The sequence below is a fragment of the Syntrophales bacterium genome (genome assembly GCA_026417625.1).
Lineage (GTDB): Bacteria > Desulfobacterota > Syntrophia > Syntrophales > UBA8958 > JAOACW01.
Window position 1 is genome coordinate 83,280 of the sequence record JAOACW010000005.1, and the last position, 17,269, is coordinate 100,548.

The 17,269-nt window shown below is 43.2% G+C and carries 17 protein-coding genes; 9 read left to right on the forward strand and 8 right to left on the reverse strand.

Going from position 1 to position 17,269, the window contains the following annotated elements:
• Positions 1-39: 39 nt before the first annotated feature.
• Positions 40-1,677 carry a hydroxylamine reductase gene (gene hcp / locus N2317_05090; GenBank protein MCX7816865.1) on the reverse strand — a complete coding sequence of 546 codons (1,638 nt, stop codon included), beginning with the start codon at positions 1,675-1,677 and terminating at the stop codon, positions 40-42.
• Positions 1,678-1,761: 84 nt separating this feature from the next.
• On the opposite strand from hcp, the gene N2317_05095 reads away from it, so the two are divergent.
• Complete coding sequence (locus N2317_05095; GenBank protein ID MCX7816866.1) at positions 1,762-2,469, forward strand: Crp/Fnr family transcriptional regulator; 708 nt, start codon at positions 1,762-1,764, stop codon at positions 2,467-2,469.
• Between the two features lie 214 nt (positions 2,470-2,683).
• Positions 2,684-3,658 (forward strand): MBL fold metallo-hydrolase, encoded by a 975-nt coding sequence (locus tag N2317_05100; GenBank protein MCX7816867.1) that lies wholly within the window; start codon positions 2,684-2,686, stop codon positions 3,656-3,658.
• Here the strand turns inward: N2317_05100 and N2317_05105 are convergent, their stop codons facing one another.
• A complete protein-coding gene (locus N2317_05105; GenBank protein MCX7816868.1) occupies positions 3,659-4,891 on the reverse strand; it encodes a class I SAM-dependent RNA methyltransferase in 1,233 nt (410 codons plus the stop codon).
• Positions 4,892-4,947: 56 nt separating this feature from the next.
• Here N2317_05105 and N2317_05110 point away from each other — a divergent pair, with 56 nt between their 5' ends.
• The 4 genes from N2317_05110 to larC are packed head-to-tail and all read left to right on the forward strand — an operon-like array spanning position 4,948 to position 8,148.
• Entirely contained in the window at positions 4,948-5,394 is a 447-nt protein-coding gene (locus N2317_05110; protein MCX7816869.1) for an NUDIX domain-containing protein, read from the forward strand.
• A gap of 1 nt (position 5,395) precedes the next feature.
• On the forward strand, positions 5,396-6,187 hold the full coding sequence (gene larE / locus N2317_05115) for an ATP-dependent sacrificial sulfur transferase LarE (GenBank protein MCX7816870.1): 792 nt from the start codon (positions 5,396-5,398) through the stop codon (positions 6,185-6,187).
• 12 nt (positions 6,188-6,199) lie between these two features.
• The gene (gene larB / locus N2317_05120) at positions 6,200-6,955 is read left to right on the forward strand and encodes a nickel pincer cofactor biosynthesis protein LarB (protein MCX7816871.1); all 756 of its coding nucleotides are present in this window, start codon (positions 6,200-6,202) and stop codon (positions 6,953-6,955) included.
• A 2-nt stretch (positions 6,956-6,957) separates the two neighbouring features.
• The gene (larC, locus tag N2317_05125; GenBank protein MCX7816872.1) at positions 6,958-8,148 is read left to right on the forward strand and encodes a nickel pincer cofactor biosynthesis protein LarC; all 1,191 of its coding nucleotides are present in this window, start codon (positions 6,958-6,960) and stop codon (positions 8,146-8,148) included.
• A 4-nt stretch (positions 8,149-8,152) separates the two neighbouring features.
• Here larC and mnmE read toward each other — a convergent pair whose 3' ends face one another.
• Genes mnmE through rpmH form a run of 6 tightly spaced genes read right to left on the reverse strand, consistent with a single transcriptional unit; the run spans position 8,153 to position 12,708 of the window.
• A complete protein-coding gene (gene mnmE / locus N2317_05130; GenBank protein ID MCX7816873.1) occupies positions 8,153-9,538 on the reverse strand; it encodes a tRNA uridine-5-carboxymethylaminomethyl(34) synthesis GTPase MnmE in 1,386 nt (461 codons plus the stop codon).
• Positions 9,535-10,329 carry a Jag N-terminal domain-containing protein gene (locus N2317_05135; protein ID MCX7816874.1) on the reverse strand — a complete coding sequence of 265 codons (795 nt, stop codon included), beginning with the start codon at positions 10,327-10,329 and terminating at the stop codon, positions 9,535-9,537. Before N2317_05135 ends, mnmE begins: the two co-directional genes overlap by 4 nt.
• Positions 10,330-10,342: 13 nt before the next feature.
• Complete coding sequence (yidC, locus tag N2317_05140; GenBank protein ID MCX7816875.1) at positions 10,343-11,956, reverse strand: membrane protein insertase YidC; 1,614 nt, start codon at positions 11,954-11,956, stop codon at positions 10,343-10,345.
• A 32-nt stretch (positions 11,957-11,988) separates the two neighbouring features.
• The gene (gene yidD / locus N2317_05145) at positions 11,989-12,234 is read right to left on the reverse strand and encodes a membrane protein insertion efficiency factor YidD (protein MCX7816876.1); all 246 of its coding nucleotides are present in this window, start codon (positions 12,232-12,234) and stop codon (positions 11,989-11,991) included.
• On the reverse strand, positions 12,194-12,541 hold the full coding sequence (gene rnpA / locus N2317_05150; GenBank protein ID MCX7816877.1) for a ribonuclease P protein component: 348 nt from the start codon (positions 12,539-12,541) through the stop codon (positions 12,194-12,196). The genes yidD and rnpA overlap by 41 nt, the downstream gene beginning before the upstream one ends.
• A gap of 29 nt (positions 12,542-12,570) precedes the next feature.
• A complete protein-coding gene (gene rpmH, locus N2317_05155; protein MCX7816878.1) occupies positions 12,571-12,708 on the reverse strand; it encodes a 50S ribosomal protein L34 in 138 nt (45 codons plus the stop codon).
• Between the two features lie 140 nt (positions 12,709-12,848).
• On the opposite strand from rpmH, the gene uvrB reads away from it, so the two are divergent.
• From uvrB to N2317_05170, 3 genes are read left to right on the forward strand one after another with little or no spacing between them, the layout of a single operon-like run.
• Complete coding sequence (gene uvrB, locus N2317_05160) at positions 12,849-14,855, forward strand: excinuclease ABC subunit UvrB (protein ID MCX7816879.1); 2,007 nt, start codon at positions 12,849-12,851, stop codon at positions 14,853-14,855.
• Positions 14,855-16,711 (forward strand): excinuclease ABC subunit UvrC, encoded by a 1,857-nt coding sequence (uvrC, locus tag N2317_05165; GenBank protein ID MCX7816880.1) that lies wholly within the window; start codon positions 14,855-14,857, stop codon positions 16,709-16,711. Before uvrB ends, uvrC begins: the two co-directional genes overlap by 1 nt.
• Positions 16,708-17,268 (forward strand): manganese efflux pump MntP family protein, encoded by a 561-nt coding sequence (locus tag N2317_05170; GenBank protein ID MCX7816881.1) that lies wholly within the window; start codon positions 16,708-16,710, stop codon positions 17,266-17,268. The genes uvrC and N2317_05170 overlap by 4 nt, the downstream gene beginning before the upstream one ends.
• Position 17,269 lies beyond the last annotated feature (1 nt).

Consider the following 17,269-nt stretch of genomic DNA (forward strand, 5'->3'; position numbering starts at 1 on the left):
TAACTTTAAAGGCTAATTGATGTAGTCGCTACACGAAATTCACGTTCCCTTCATCATCGCCTCGACATCCGTTTGAACATCCCCGATTGTTTTTATGTCGAATTTTTCCACCAAAACTTTGGTGATGTTAGGAGTCAAAAATCCAGGCAGAGTCGGACCTAGCCGCATACCCTTTACGCCCAGAGAAAGGAGGGCAAGCAGAACGGCTACCGCTTTTTGCTCGTACCAGGCGATGTTAAAAGAAATGGGTAATTCATTAATGTCTTTAAGATTTAAAAGCTCCTTGAGCTTGAGCGCGATCACAACCAAAGAGTAAGAATCATTACATTGGCCAGCATCGAGCACACGAGGGATACCGCCAATATCGCCCAATGACAGTTTGTTATAACGGTATTTGGCACATCCAGCCGTCAAAATCACGGTATCTTTAGGTAGGTATTGGGCCACTTCTGTATAATAGTTGCGTGTCCTGTGTCGACCATCGCAACCGGCCATGACGATAAATCGTTTTATTGTCCCTGACTTCACTGCCTCCACTATCTTGTCCGCGAGTGCCAAAATCTGGTTATGGGCAAAACCACCGACAATCGTGCCTTTCTCAACCTCTTTAGGGGGAGGGCAAGCTTTAGCCAAAGCAATTACTTGGGAGAAGTCTTTCGCACCACTCTTAGGCCTATCCGGGATATGGACAGCTCCTGGATAACTGACGTTTCCTGTTGTGAAAAGCCGGTTTAGATAGGTGTTTTCTTTTTTCACAGGTATGAGGCAATTCGTTGTTAAAATAATTGGCCCGTTGAAATGTTCAAAGTCCTCGTTCTGATGCCACCATGAAGAACCATAATTGCCGACAAGATGGGAGTGTTTTTTAAAAGCGGGGTAGTAGTGAGCTGGCAACATCTCACCATGCGTATACACATCCACGCCGGTACCTTTTGTTTGTTCAAGCAAATCTTCCAAATCTTTCAGGTCATGACCGGAAATCAAAATTCCTGGGTTGTTCCTCACGCCTATATTAACATGCGTGATTTCTGGATGGCCGTAGGTTTCAGTATTTGCCTTATCAAGAAGCGCAATCGTTTTTACCGCTGTCTCGCCTGCCTTTATGATAAACTCCACAAGTTCATCTGCTGAAAGGTCGCGTGTAGTGGCTACCAATGCCTGAAAGACGAAACGATAAATATCGTCGCTTTCATACCCCAACACTGCGGCGTGATCAGCATACGCACCGATTCCTTTAAGTCCAAAAACAAGAAGCGATCTCAGCGACCGAATATCCTCGTCTGGGGAGATGTTGATGCGTACTTCATCTGCGGTCGCTTTTGTAAAAATGTCTTCTTTGTTTCTCGGCGTCCACACAGCGCAGTCGGGCAAATGTCCTAAAACGAGCGAAGCGGCGCCGGCTCTTACCCTGTCACGTACCTTTAACGCTTCCTCTATCTTTAGTAGGATAGCCTCGTCATCCCATGCGACGTTTGTGATGGTGACGAAAAGGGACTTACAGACGAAACGCCCCGTTGTTCTCTCCACCTTTGGTAGTTTTTCAGCGTACACCGAAATCCCCTTACAGAGGTAAACGAGTAAATCCTGAAGGTTTGCAGTTGATTCCTGTTTGCCGCAAAATCCTCTGACGGTACAGCCCTGGTTTTTTATGGTTTCCTGACACTGATTACAAAACATAGTAAACCTCCTTATTTTTTTTAAGATTATATATTAAAAAACTTTGGCGCATCCTTGACTTATGTTAAGAGAAGATCATCTTTTATGGAAAAGATTCACATCATAAGAAAAACAAGGGACATTTTAGCTAAAAGCCAGCTTTTCGGGGGTTTGCCTCTTGAGCACATCGCGGAATTAGAGAAAATTGCAATCAGGAAACAATACAAGAAAGGTGAAATTATTTTTCACGACGACGACGAGGGCACAGGATTCTACCTGATTGCCGAGGGACGTGTCAGCGTGTACAAGCTTTCCGCCGATGGCAAGGAAAAGATTTTGCACATTTTAGAAGAAGGGGACACACTCGGTGTTGTGCCGGTGTTTTCTGGCAGATCCTTTCCTGCCAATGCAAGTGCAATCACGAAGAGTTGTCTCTTGTTTTTCAATCGAACCGACTTCGTCCGCCTTATCTCGAACAAACCGAGTCTGGTCATGAATATGCTCGCTCTGTTTGCAGCGCGCCTGCGTGAATTCACCCTCCAGGTCGAAAACCTTGCACTAAAGGAAATTCCTGGCAGACTTGCCTCCTACCTTCTTTACCTTGCACAAGAACAGGGCAATGGGAATCTCGTTCAATTGAATATTTCCAAAACCCAACTCGCCAATCTGTTGGGTACCGGTCCGGAATCTCTCTCCCGTGTTCTGGGTAATTTAAAAAAGAGAAAGCTTATCGCGGAAAAAGGAAACATCATTCAGCTTCTGGATTTAGATGCTCTTCGGGAACTGGCCGAGGGGGGAAAGATTTATCGGTGAATTGTTTAGCTACAATCCAAAGATACAGAGAAAAGGGAATGCCACAATCACCGGGGGTGACCACATCTCACGGACCGTAATAAAAATAAAACTTTGATTTCAGCAGAAATAAACCAAACAAAAAAAGTACTTCCTTCAGAAATCCGTTTTGACATGTTGGCCCAGCCGTTGTAGCGTATTATTTCGAACTGCGTAAACTATATGGGGAAGAAATATGCTAACGCGAATAAAAGATGGTCTCTATATGATTAAATTGCCTATGCCTTTCCGTGAGGGATATGTAAACGTTTTTGTTTATCAGCACAAACATGGGATTGTCCTGTTTGATTCAGGTGTTGATTCGGATGAGTGTTTTGCTGAGCTAGAAGACGGTTTAGGTGAAATAGGAGCATCCATAGAAGATGTTAGGGAAATATACCTGAGTCATTTTCACGTGGACCATAGCGGTCTGGCTGGTCGTATTAAAGCTCTCTCAGGTGCAAAGGTTTTCATTTCCCAGGAGGATGCATTAAGACTGAAAAGGTTTTATTTCACTAGCGATGGAGAGAGACTCATCGACCGGTTTTACATGCAACATGGCGTTTCTGGAGGTCTTGTTGAAAGTATTAAGAGGATGCTCAATTTTTTGAGAAAGAAGATTTGCGTATTTGAAGTGGATGTTTACCTATTGCCGAACAACATACATGTTATTGGAGAAGAAGAGTTAGAAATATTACCTGCACCTGGTCACACGCGGGGGCAGGTCTGCTTTTTCTTCAAAAGGTTGGGTATACTTCTTTCATGTGATCACATTTTGCCTGACATAACCCCCAATCTTAGCCCTGATATCGCTCATCCTGAGTTTCGACCATTGCACAGCTTTGTAAATTCCCTCACGGCTATGAGAGATCTTCCTGTATCGATGATTTACCCATCTCATGGCGAACCTTTTTCTTCTTTAAATCGACGCATTGATGAAATAATAGTCCACCACAGGGAAAGAAGGGAGATAATCCTTAACACATTAAATTCGGGCCCCAAAACAGCATACCAGATATCTCTCGATGTGTTTGGAGAAGATTTATCCGAGTTTGACCGTTTCCTTGCGGTTAATGAAATTATAACCCACGTGATGGAATTAGAATTTGAAGGTAAAATTCTTAAGGAATCGAGGAACGGGGTTTATTTTTTCGTAAAAGAAGGTAAGTAGTTATAAAATTCGCCTGATGAGAGCCACTGTTTCAATATGGGCAGTCTGAGGAAACATATCTAGAGGTCTTATTGTTTCCAAAGTATAGCCGTGTGAGACCAAAAATCGACAGTCTCTCGCCTGCGTAGCTGGGTTGCACGACACATATACAATTCTCCTCGGTGATATGTCTACAATGGTTTGTAAAATGTCCTTGCGACATCCAGGGCGGGGAGGATCGAGCACAATTACATCAGGTACTTCGTTTGTACCGTTAAACAATGCCTTTAGTATTTCACCCACATCTCCTTTTATGGAGAAAGCGTTGTTAAGATTTGAGCGGGAAAAATTGAATCCCGCACAGTTGGACGCCTTTTCATCAACTTCGATGGAGTAAACTTTTCCAGAAATAGGAGCCAAAAAAAGGGCAAATAATCCAGACCCCCCGTACGCGTCTACCACTAGTTCATTACCCTTAAGGTCACAGAATTCAATAACCGAAGTTACAAGCTTATCGACGAGAAAGAGATTCGCTTGAAAAAATCCCGTGTGGGGCACTACGATCTCTTTGCCCCCAACCCATCTTGTTATGACATCATCCACGTTATCATTGTGAGACCATACGGCAATCTTTTGAAAGGGTCTGTTCACTTTTACAGTATCTGTTTTTTTTCGTATTCTTTTCAACGTGTCATTGATTGTTTCGTGGGCTATGAGGCAGCTTTCAATTTCCACAACCTCATGGCTACTAGGTTTTAGCAATCCTATGTGTACTTCCTTGGAATTTGAACGTAAAAAAAATTCCATCTTCCCTCTCCAGTGGAATGGTTTAGGGGATGGCAAAAATTCTTCAACCGGTGGTGAATTGAACCTCCCAATTCTTCTAAATACCTCAACTACCTGTTCTTTTTTAATTTCTATCTGTTTCTCGTATGGGATGTGTTGGTAGCAACATCCGCCACATACGGTGAAATAGGGGCAGGGAGGTAAAACACGAATGGGTGAAGGGTTAGTTATGTTGGCTATCTCTGCCCGTATATAATGTTTTTTAACTTCGGTGACCTTTGCTGTAAGTTCATCCTCTGGTGCAGTGAAAGGCACGAATGTTACTATGTTTTCCCATCTTCCTACACCTTCGCCACCGTAAGCGATTCTTTCTATTTTTAAGTTTAGAAGGTCTTCCAGTGATGGCATCGACTTTTCCTCGCTTTTCCGGGGACATTCAGTCCTCGTAAAGGTCTGTCTAGGATGCATTTTAAACCCGTTTGTGTTAATGTAACAACACTTTTTGGTAGGAGGATTTCTAAAGTATGAGGGTTAGAGTATCGGCAGTTTTTGAGCAGGCTGGGGAAATACTGTGTATGAGGTATATATACGGCGGGAAAGATGTGTACGCTCTTCCTGGCGGTGGGGTGGACCGGGATGTGCCTTTCAGAGAAGCTATAGTGGCGGAATGGAAGAACGAATTGGGTGTCAAGCTTAAGGTGGGTAATGTCATTCTTTTAGGTGAAGCTCCTGCCTCAAAGAGATATCCCCAGACACTCCATGTTATTTTTGAGGCGTTGGAGGTTCATGGGACTCCTAAGGTAAGGTCAGAGCACACGAGTTCTTTGGATGTAAAATGGTTGCCTGTAAAGGATTTAGACAAATATCCCCTGTATCCCGATGTAGGGAAATATTTGAAGCGTTTACTTATGGACACACCCAGGATCACCATTCCCTTCATAGACAACTGTATGGAGAGAGGGTTCTGGTGAGATGGAGCCGGTTTTAGAGAAGTTCGCGAAATTAAAACAGTGGTTATCTGACCTCGGAGAGGTTGCCATAGCCTTCTCAGGAGGTGTGGATAGCTTTTTTTTGCTCACCGCCTCAAAGGAGAGTGCTTTGAGTAGAGTTGTTGCGGTGACAATGGTCACTCCTTTCTTTCCCAAGAGAGAAAGGATGGAAACAGTAAAATTGACCAAAATGCTCGATGTTGAGCACGTAATTTTGGAAAAGAAATCCTTTATGGATTCGGTAATTTTAAAGAACCCTGAGAATCGTTGCTATCTCTGCAAAAAGGAGCTATTTGGAGAACTTAAGGATTTCGTAAGAAGAGACTTGGGGATAGAACACGTAGCGGAGGGCACCAATTACGATGATATTTACGGTGAAAGACCTGGGATGAAAGCAATCAGGGAGCTTGGTATTTTGTCTCCTTTACTTGAGTTGAAATTTCAAAAAGAGGAGATACGTCGTGTTCTTTTTCTCTTAGGAATGCCTAATTACGAGAAGCAGCCCTATTCGTGTCTGGCTACGCGTATCCCTTACGGCGAACAGATAACGAGTGAATTGCTAACCAGGATAGAGAAAGCTGAGGATTATTTATTCGGAAAAGGTTTTTCCCAGGTTCGGGTAAGGATTCACGGTGATTTAGCTCGGATTGAGGTTTCGCCGGAGGAGCGAGCCATTTTCTTTGATGTAGTTTTTATGGATGAAGTTTCCAGGTATCTTAAAGGTTTGGGGTTTAAACACGTTGCCCTCGATCTTGAGGGTTACGGGAGAAAGTAAGGCTTTGGAGCCATGAGAGAGGAACTTGTTAAAATTCTAAATGACGTAAAGGATGGCAAACTAGATGTGCACGAGGCGTTGGATAAATTGAGGTTGTTGCCTTACGATGACCTGTTTTTTGCGAAGGTGGATCATCATCGGGCATTGAGGAAGGGTGTTCCTGAGGTTATATACTGTCCGGGGAAAACGGATGATCAGCTTTTAAAAATATCTCGAAGTATATGGGAAAGCGGGACATCGGTCATCGGTACCAGATGTACTCCCGCTCAGTTTGATGTTCTTGCAAGGGAGTTTAAAGAGGCGAAGTATTACGAAGAAGCCCGTATTTTTTTCATTCCGAGAGGAAATGTAGCCAAAAGCAGAAGTAAAGTCACTGTTATTACGGCTGGCACATCTGATATCCCCGTTGCTGAGGAAGCGGCAATTGCATCGGAATGCATGGGGTTGAGTGTGCAAAGAATCTACGACGTAGGTGTTGCAGGTATCCATAGACTCTTCCCATACATTGAGCAAATGAATAGTTCTGCAGTGATCATCGTTGTTGCTGGAATGGAGGGGGCTTTACCAGGGATTGTAGCAGGGTTTACAGACAAACCCGTGATTGCTGTGCCAACTAGTGTGGGGTACGGTGCCCAAATTGGAGGATTTTCAGCATTGCTAACCATGCTGAATTGCTGTGCCGGAGGCGTGGCCGTCGTAAACATAGACAATGGGTTTGGTGCTGCTTATTTTGCCTACACAATAATCAATCAGATTGATAGAGGTTAACTATGAATTATGGCGGCGCGAGTATTCTATACTTTGACTGTTTTTCTGGTATCAGCGGTGACATGGCAGTGGCAGCTCTTCTCGACATGGGTATCGATATAGAGGATTTCAAGAAGCAGCTTAAAGGTTTAAATCTATTAGACTTTGACATAGAGATAAAGAAAACAAAAAGGGGTGGAATTAGATGTTCGCAATTCATTGTTCATGTGGACGAAAAAAAGAATCAATCTAGGTCTTTAGGAGAGATCAAAAACATTATAGAGACGTCTAACTTCGATGAAAACGTCAAGGGATTGAGTTTGAGGATATTTGACAATCTTGCGGAAGCTGAATCTTCCATCCACGGCGTAAGTTTAGAGGACTCTCACTTTCATGAACTAGGAAGTGTTGATTCTATCGTAGATATCGTCTCTTTTTCTATCTGTTTTACCATGATAAAACCTAGTTATGTGTGGTCATCACCTGTAAATCTCGGTAGCGGTACCGTTTCGTGTGCCCATGGGATCTTGCCTGTTCCATCACCCGCTGTGATTCGATTAGCGAAAGGAGCAATTCCCGTATATTCATCTGATCTTTCTTGCCATGAACTTGCGACACCTACTGGTATGGCTATTCTGAAAACGGTGTGCCACAAGTACGGACCTATACCAGAATTGTTTATTGAACGTTTTGGGCATGGGGCAGGTAAGGGTGATTACGAGATCCCCAACTTTCTAAGGGTTTTATACGGGAAAGCCAAAGAAGTTGACAATGTTATCATTATAGAGACAAACATAGACGATATGAACCCTGAATTTTACGGTTTCATATATGATAAACTTTTCCAGGCAGGTGCTTTGGATGTCTACATTACACCTATATATATGAAGAAGCAGAGGCCGGCCCAGAAGCTCTCTGTTATCTGTCACTCAAAAGACGAGCATGAGATTTCCCGCTTATTGTTTGTGGAGACTTCCACTCTAGGTTTGAGGAAATGGGCGTGCCAGCGAAATTTACTGGATCGAAAGATTGTTACTGTTAGAACGTCTGGAGGCGAAGTGGCCGTAAAAATTGCCTATGATAAAGGGACACCGATAAAGTTCAGTCCTGAATATGAGGACTGCCGAAGAGTTGCTCTATTAACGGGGCGCCCCCTGAGGGACATTTACGAAGAGGTTATCGATTTGGCAAAGAAAATATCTAGTAAAAATTAAAGCTCTACTTGCCAATACAAAAGTTTGCAAAGATTTTATCAAGGATAGTGTCATCTACAGATTTTCCCGTAATTTCCTCAAGGGCGTTGAGTGCATCCCAGAGGTCAGCCGCTACTAGTTCAAGTGACGCGTTCCAGATTATGTTGCTTGTCGCTTGGGAAAGAAAGAAAACTGCTTTGTCGATTGCCAATTTATGCCGCATGGAGGTTATTAACAAGTTTTCGCCCTCTGAAGCTTGGTCGATTTCGGAAGTAAAGAGTTTGTGGATTGTCTTTTTTAGATCCTCTATTCCTGTTCCATATTTTGCAGATATATAAAGTGGAGTTTTTCCACCGGTAAGATTGCGAATTGTGTCCTCCGAGATAACTATGGGAAGATCCACTTTGTTTATCGCCGGGATGTAAGATTTGCTACCCAACCTTTGTATGATTCTTATGTCCTCATCCGTTACGGGTGTTGAACCATCGAAGAGTAAAATAACGACATCGGCTGTGGAAACTTTCTCCCAAACCAGTTCAATACCCTCCTTTTCAACTATATCATCAGTGTTTCTTATCCCAGCAGTGTCCGTTAGTTTTACAGGCAGACCTCCGATCTCGATTGTTTCTGCAATGAAATCCCTCGTGGTTCCAGGAATAGGTGTCACAATGGCCCGTTTCTCACCGAGTAAGTTGTTGAGAAGACTTGATTTTCCCACATTTGTCCTTCCAACGATAACTACCGAAACCCCTTGTCGATACATGCGCCCCTGTTTGTAGGAGGCACTGATTCTGTTCAATTTGCCCACAATGTCCTGTAGTTTTTCAACGAATTCCTCTTTTGGGAGAGGGGGTATTTCTTCATCTTCACTGAAATCCAGTACGGCTTCAGTATGGGCTAGCAAATTGCTCAATTCTTCCACAAAAGTTTTTATCTTTTTTCCAACCTCACCACGGAGTTGTGTGAGAGCTAGATTAGCGGCCATTTTGGTTTCGGCGGTGATTAAATCGCATACGGCTTCCGCCTGCGAAAGATCCATACGACCGTTCAAGAAAGCTCTGCGTGTAAACTCACCCGGTTGTGCAAGCCGTGCTCCCGCTTTTAAAACAGCTTCCAACACACGTTGAGGTATAACCCATCCCCCGTGACTGTGTATTTCAAAGACATCTTCTCCTGTGTACGAATGGGGTTTCCTCATGAGCACAGCTAGTACTTCGTCAATAATTTCGTTTGTTTCTTGATCTACCACAAAACCCATGTGCAGGGTGTGGCTCCGCAGCTTAGTGAGGTTTCTGTGAGCACGAAAAACTGTATTCGCAATTTTTTCCGCCTCTGGTCCGCTTACACGTATAACGGCTATTCCTCCAACCCCTTGCGGTGTTGCCAGTGCGGCTATTGTGTCCTCTTTCACTTTTCCTCTTTTTTCTTCCTTGTTGTGTCTGTTTTCTTTTTCCTTACTCTTTTCCTAACAGGAAAAATCGTTATTTTTCGGTTTTCCCCTTCGCCTTCGCTTTTTGTTATCACGTGGGGATCATTACGCAGAGTCAGGTGAATGATCTGCCGTTCATGAGCTGTGAGATTCTCCAGAGTGACTGCTTTTCTGGTTTTCTTTACTTTTTTTCCAATACGTTGCGCTAGAGAAATCAGTTTCTCCTCTCTTTTTTTTCTGTATGATTCCGCATCAACTATGATTTTTTTGTTACCATTAGCTGATCGGTTTATGGCTTTGTTTAGAATGTACTCCAGGGCATCCAGATTTCTGCCCCTTTTCCCAATTATTAGGCCTTCACCATCACCCATAATTGTAAGGCGAATAGTATCCTCTTTTTCCTCAACAGATACAGGCCACGATAGTTGCATACGTTCCAAAATTCCTTCTAGTAGTTCCTTTGCTTTTGTAGAGAGGTTTTGATTATGCTCCGTGGTGGATTGGAGTGCACCACTCTCCGGTATTTGGGAGATTTCACTTGCCTCAATGCCCACTTTGCCAATTTCATCTATTTCAAGTTCCACGTCATTTATGTCTATATGCAGGAGAGAGGCCCTTATCTTAGCTTTCTTTGATCCCAGACCAAGAAACCCTGGTGTTCCTTCAGAAAGAATTTCAATTTGCAGTTTTTCTCTAGGCATTTGAAACAACTCACACGCCTTTTCTATGGCTTCATCGATTGTTTTGGCTTCTATCTCTATTACCTCTCTCATTTGATTCTGTCCCTCACTTGAAACGCTTGTTTATGTAGTACTGTTGTCCAATACTCAGTATGTTGTTGAAGAGCCAATATATAACTAGTCCGGATGGGAAGTTGAGGAATAAGAATGTAAATATGACAGGCATCCATAACATTATCTTCTGCTGTGTTGGGTCGCCTCCCGTGGGTGTCATTTTCTGCTGCCACCACATAGTCGCTCCCATTATAACTGGTGTTATGTAATAGGGATCTTTATCTGAAAGATCCTTGATCCACAAGATAAAAGGAGAGTGACGCAGCTCAATGGCATACAGAAGGGTTTTGTATAGACCAAAAAAAACTGGTATCTGGATAAGGATAGGTAGGCAACCGCCCATGGGATTTATTTTGTGTGCCCTGTAGAGGGCCATTGTCTCCTGGGATAAGCGCTGCCGGTCGTTTTTGTACCTCTCTTGAAGTTCTTTCAGCTTAGGCTGAATTTTCTGCATTTCCTTCATAGATTCATAGCTCTTAGTTCCGAGAGGCCAGAAGATGATTTTTATAATGACGGTTAAAATGATAATTGCTACCCCGTAATTGTGAACGTAACCGTAAAGGAATTTCAATGTGATGAGCAACGGCATAGCCAGCCACTTTAACCAGGAACCAAAGTCTATGGCTTCTTCGAGCTGTACCCCCTGGGCTTTCAATATGGAGTAGTCCTTGGGTCCGATGTATAAATTGTAAGGCACCGAAATGGCCTGACCGGGTGGTACTATGTTCTTGGGAGTAATAAGGGAAACATAAATAAGATTGTTGGAGTTTTTATGAAAAACTGCATTTGCTAAAGTGGGGTTACTGGGTATCATAGCGGCTATAAAATACTTGCTCTCAAATCCACACCAGTTTATTCCTGGTCCGTGAATCTTGGTCTCTTCAAGCTTTTTTATTTCCTGTCTTTCGACATTTTTTATAGAATGTACAATGGGGCCTTGGTGGGCATAGTCCTCTTTTTTCCCCTCTGGATCCGCAAATTGAATCCACGTTAATCCCACATCCTGCGTGAGAGGAGTGGATGACAGATTGGTTACTCGGACTTCAAGATCTATGTTGTATTGGCCAGGACGAAAGGTGAATAATTTCTCCACTTTAATAACACCTGGAATTTCTTTATAGAAGGAAAGTGTTCTTTCTTGGTCAAAAACTTTTATTTCGGAATCTACCCCTGTTTCAAAGGGGGTGTTTAGAGGAATGTCTATCCCGGAGTTGGGTAAAGATACTTGCAACGGTAAGGGCATACCCGATCTGACCTGAACCATTTCTACAAGGTCGGAATTTTCTGCCAGCGATTTTCTGTATTTTTTAAGCTGTAAAGACTTTAGCGCTCCGCCGTATGTTGTGAACACAGCTCTGTACAGGGGGGTATCCACCAGGATTTCTCGTTCCGAAATCTCTGGTTTTGAATATCTTAGGGAAGCTTGTGGCGATTCCTTTTTAACAGCGGTATCGGGGACAGCGGGTGTCCCTTTGATTACATTCTCTGCAGCATTTTTAGGCTGGGAGGTGACCTGCTTTTTGGCCGTCGTTTTTAGAAAGTATATTTGGTATACGGTGATGACTATCAAAGATAGTACAATGGCTAGTATTGTTCTTTTATCCATTCAATTCGTTCTTCCTCCGTCATTTGTTTTTTTCAGCGAACAGGATCGAATCCACCGGGGTGATAGGGGTGGCATTTCAAAATCCTCTTTATGGCCAGTAGCCCACCCTTCCAGGTCCCGTATCGGTGGATTGCCTCCAATGCATAATCTGAGCATGAGGGTATAAAACGACAGCTGGGGGGTATAAGGGGTGAAATAAAGTTCTGGTACAGGCGAATACCTGAGATAAAGAACCTCTTAGTGTTGAGAGTCTTTCTGCAATAAAGATTTAAGTTCATCATAGACATCACGGTACGTTAAATTGGGTACCGTTGGCTTCACTTTTATAACTATATCTCTTCCCGCGAGGATGTCCTTTTTATTCAACCGGAAAAACTCGCGAATAAGTCGTTTTATCCTGTTCCTTCTGACTGCTTTACCAACTTTTTTGCTTGTTATGATTCCCAATCGTCTCAAACCCATCTGATTATCACATACGTACCACAAAAAATGTGTTGATGATCCCCTTATACCCTCCTTAAGAACCCTCAAAAAATCCTTTCTTTTCTTTATCCTTTCTTCCTTTCGAAAAGTGAACTCATTCATCCTGTAGGGGTTGTTTACCCTCCCTACGATTAGACAGTCAGGCGTTTTCTACCTTTTGCACGCCTCCTGCTCAAAACCCTTCTTCCCCCTTTGGTGGACATTCGCACCAAAAACCCATGTGTTCTTTTTCTTTTTAGATTGCTAACTGGCTTAATCGTTTTCTTCATTTTTCATTCATCCGTCTGCAGAGATTTTTGTTCAAAAAGTAGCAGCAACTATTAGCAATAGCCCCCTCTTTTTGTCAAGAACGAATAAAGTAGAACCCAAAGACGTTGTATAATGTTTAAAAAACTGGCAAAATAATCCCATGTTTAAGCTTAAAACTGACCTCAAACCTCAGGGAGATCAACCCAAGGCTATATCTTTGTTAGTAGAGGGTATAAAAAAGGGGTTACCCCATCAGGTTTTGTTGGGGGTAACCGGTTCAGGAAAAACGTTCACCATTGCCCATGTCATTGCGGCGGTGCAGAGACCTGCCTTAATTATAGCACATAACAAAACCCTTGCGGCGCAACTTTACGGTGAGTTCAAAATGCTCTTCCCGGAGAATGCGGTTGAGTATTTCGTGAGTTACTACGATTACTACCAACCCGAGGCGTACATCCCTGCAACGGATACGTATATAGAGAAGGATTCATCTATAAACGACGATATAGACAAACTTCGGCATTCTACCACAAGGTCCCTCTTTGAAAGACGGGATGTTATTGTGGTGGCAAGCGTGTCCTGCATTTATGGAATTGGGGCACCTGAGGACTATTCAGGTATGCATATAGATCTCAAAGAAGGGATGGAAATAACCCGTGATGAATTGCTTCGTCATTTGGTGGGTATTCTTTACGAAAGGAACGATGTTGATTTTCACCGTGGTACATTTCGTGTCCGTGGCGATGTGGTTGATATTTACCCTCCATATGAAGAGGACCGGGCAGTCCGTATAGAGTTCTTTGGAGATGTGATTGATGCCATTACACTCATCGATCCTCTTCGGGGGAAAAAAATCGGAAGGCTTGAGGAGATTTCAATATATCCGGGGAGTCATTACGTAACGCCCGAAGATAACCTTAAAAGAGCTGTATCTTCCATACGAGAGGAGTTGCGTCAGCGGCTTCAGGAGCTGAGAGCTATGGGGAAGCTTTTAGAAGCTCAACGTTTGGAACAAAGAACACTTTTCGATCTCGAAATGCTAGAAGAAATGGGCTACTGCAAGGGCATTGAGAATTACTCCAGACATCTTACGGGTCGTCGTTCTGGAGAACCACCACCTACGCTGCTCGATTATTTGCCAAAGGATGCCCTGATAATAATCGATGAAAGCCACGTTACGATTCCGCAGCTTATGGGTATGTATCGGGGGGATAGATCGAGAAAAGAAACTTTGGTTGAATACGGTTTTCGTTTGCCTTCGGCTTTGGATAATCGTCCTCTTAAGTTCGAAGAGTTTGAAGCCTATCCTCAACAACGCCTCTATGTGTCTGCGACACCTGCAGAATACGAGCTAGGAAAAGCGAATGGAGCTGTTGTTGAACAGATTATAAGACCAACAGGACTAATGGACCCTGAGATAATAGTTAGGAATGCAAAAGGACAGGTGGATGATCTATTGGGTGAGATTAGAAAGCGTACGGAAAAGGGTGAGCGTGTGCTTGTTACTACACTTACGAAGCGAATGGCGGAGAAGCTGACCCAGTACTACGTTGATCTTGGAATCAAAGCTCGTTACCTCCATGCGGACGTAGGCACACTTGAGCGAGTTCAAATAATCCGTGATCTAAGAATAGGTAGGTTTGATGTTCTGATCGGCGTAAACTTACTCAGAGAAGGGTTGGATATTCCCGAGGTATCGTTAGTGGCTGTGCTGGATGCTGATCGTGAGGGATTTCTCCGATCCGAGCGTGCCTTGATGCAGGTAAGTGGAAGGGCTGCTCGAAATGTAAATGGGACGGTTATAATGTATGCAGATGAAGTAACGCTCTCAATGCAGGCGTGTATCAATGAGGTTAAAAGGCGGAGGCGTTTGCAGGCAGATTATAATAGGAAACACGGCATAACTCCTGAATCTATAAAAAAGGAAATAAATTCCGTGTTAACTTCGATTTTTGAGGCAGATTATGTTACAGTTCCTACGGTTCGTGAGGCAGCACAGGAGTATTCTTCAGTTGATGAATTACCGTGTGTAATAAGAAAACTCAAGGAGGAAATGAGGGAGGCTTCGAGAAAACTGGAATTTGAGCGTGCTGCTGCTCTTAGGGACCGAATTAGGGAGCTTACAAAAATACTTGTGGAGTTCGGTGAAGAGGTAGAAGTAATTTGATGAAGTCCGTTAATAAAGGTCATGCAGTGATCGAAAGGTTAATCGTAGCTGTTCCCAATAGCCCCGGCGTGTATATAATGAAGGATGGTGACGGTAACTATATATACGTTGGTAAAGGGAAAGATTTGAAAGCTCGTCTGAGGTCTTACCTAGGAAATGACGACCGTTTTATGATTCCTTATCTTCTTTCCAAAGTTCAGGATGTGGAAATAATTGTGACCGAAACGGAAAAAGAGGCTCTCATATTGGAGAACAATCTAATAAAGGAATACCGTCCTCGATATAACATCTATTTTCGTGACGATAAATCCTATTTTCATATCCGTGTAGACCTTAGAGAGACCTACCCGCGGTTCACCCTTTACCGGCGTCCAAAACAGGATGGTGCCCTGTACTTTGGTCCGTATCCTTCAGGGGCGTCAGCCCGGGAAACACTTGATATCCTTCAATCTGCTTTTCATTTTCGCACTTGTTCAGATAAAGTTCTAAAAAGAAATCGACCATGCATAGAGTTTCAAATAGGGAGATGTATGGCCCCCTGTGTGGGTTGCGTGGATGAAGGAAATTATCGGAAGGCTGTATTGGATGCTATTGCTCTTCTCGAAGGCCGCGAAAAGAAATTACTGGTGGAGCTTGAGAGAAAAATGATGGCTTTTGCAGAGAAGGAAATGTTCGAGGAAGCAGCGATTATCAGAGATAAACTTCTAGCTCTCAACCGTGTTATCGAAAAGCAGAAAATAACCTCCAACGTTTACCGGAACCAGGATGTTTATGGTCTGTATTACGAAGAAGGTGCAGCGCAGATATGTATTCTTAGGGTTAAAGAAGGTAAAATTATTGGCCAGGAATCACCCCCGCTAATTAGGCCGGTAATCCATCCTTCGGAGGTTCTTTCAGCGGTTATTCAACAACGTTACGATAGAAGTACGTTTATACCAGATGAAATTATCCTGCCTGAGGACATAGAACAGAGGACCCTATTATCTGATTGGTTGAGTGAAAAGAAGGGGAAAAGGGTCAATATAAAGGTGCCCAAGAAAGGGAAAAATAAGAATCTTGTGGAGATGGCCAGGAGAAACGCCGAAAATCTGTTTAAACTCCATCTCACAAGTGAAGAAAATCCAGCGGATATATTAAAACTAATGGCAAGAGTCCTGAAATTGAAAGAAGTACCTCAGCGCATTGAGTGTTTTGACATATCCAATATGGGTGGTCGGTATGCTGTTGGGTCTCGGGTCCTATTCCGAGATGGCATGCTAGACAAGTCTTTGTACAGGCGTTACCGGATAAGGCTCCCTTCAGGTTTTGATGATTACGCCATGATGTCTGAGGTACTGAAACGGCGTTTTGCGGAAGACGAGACACCTCCGGATTTAGTTATCGTTGATGGAGGAAAAGGACACCTTTCCGTTACCCGTATGGTTCTTGACGAGATGGGACATTTTCAAGTGGAGGCTGTTGCAATTACGAAGGGTGAGTCTAGACGCAGAAGAAAGCGAGATAGAAATGCGGAGACGACGGTTGGTGCCGATCTTTTATACGTTCATCGTCGTAAAGAACCGATAATTTTAAAGAAATATCCTCAACTCAACCGTTTTTTACAGCGTATAAGAAACGAAGCACATAGATTTGCCATTAATTATCACAGACGTTTGCGCGACAAAGAGGGTCTGGAGTCGTCTCTCGTTAAAATTCCAGGGATTGGCCATAAGCGGAGCAGAGAAATCCTCAGGGCTTTTTGTGGTTTGGAAGAACTCAAGACGGCCACCTCAGAGGAACTTCAGCGGATATCCGGCGTAGGAAAAAAGACAGCCCAGATAATTCTTGATTATCTGAATAAAAAAGGTGCGGAGTGAACTTTTCAACATTATTTGTCATTGCCTTCAGCTTGGGAATGGATGCATTTTCAGTTGCCTTTGGGGTAGGAGCTATAAAAAACAAGGAACTGTTAATGTCCACTTTACGGATCTCTGTTTCTTTTGGAATGTTTCAGTTTGCGATGCCTATTCTGGGATGGTCTGGAGGGAAACTCATCACCGATCTAATAGGAGGATTTGATCACTGGATTGCCTTTGGTCTTTTGACTTACGTGGGATTCAGAATGATAAGAGAAGGTATGGCATCAAATGAGGATGAGAAGTGGATGTATAATGATCCAACTAAAGGTTTTACCTTGTTTCTCCTTTCGATTGCCACGAGCATTGATGCTTTTGCAGTGGGTTTGAGCTTTGCTTTTTTGAAGGTTGAGATACTTTATTCCAGCATAGTTATAGGTGTTATGTGTTCGATCATGACTGCTTCGGGGATGCTCATAGGTTCAAGATTGGGCAATATTATGGGTAAAAGAGCGGCAATTGTAGGAGGGGTTGTTCTCGTTTTGGTTGGTTTGAAGATTCTGATGGAACATTTTTAAA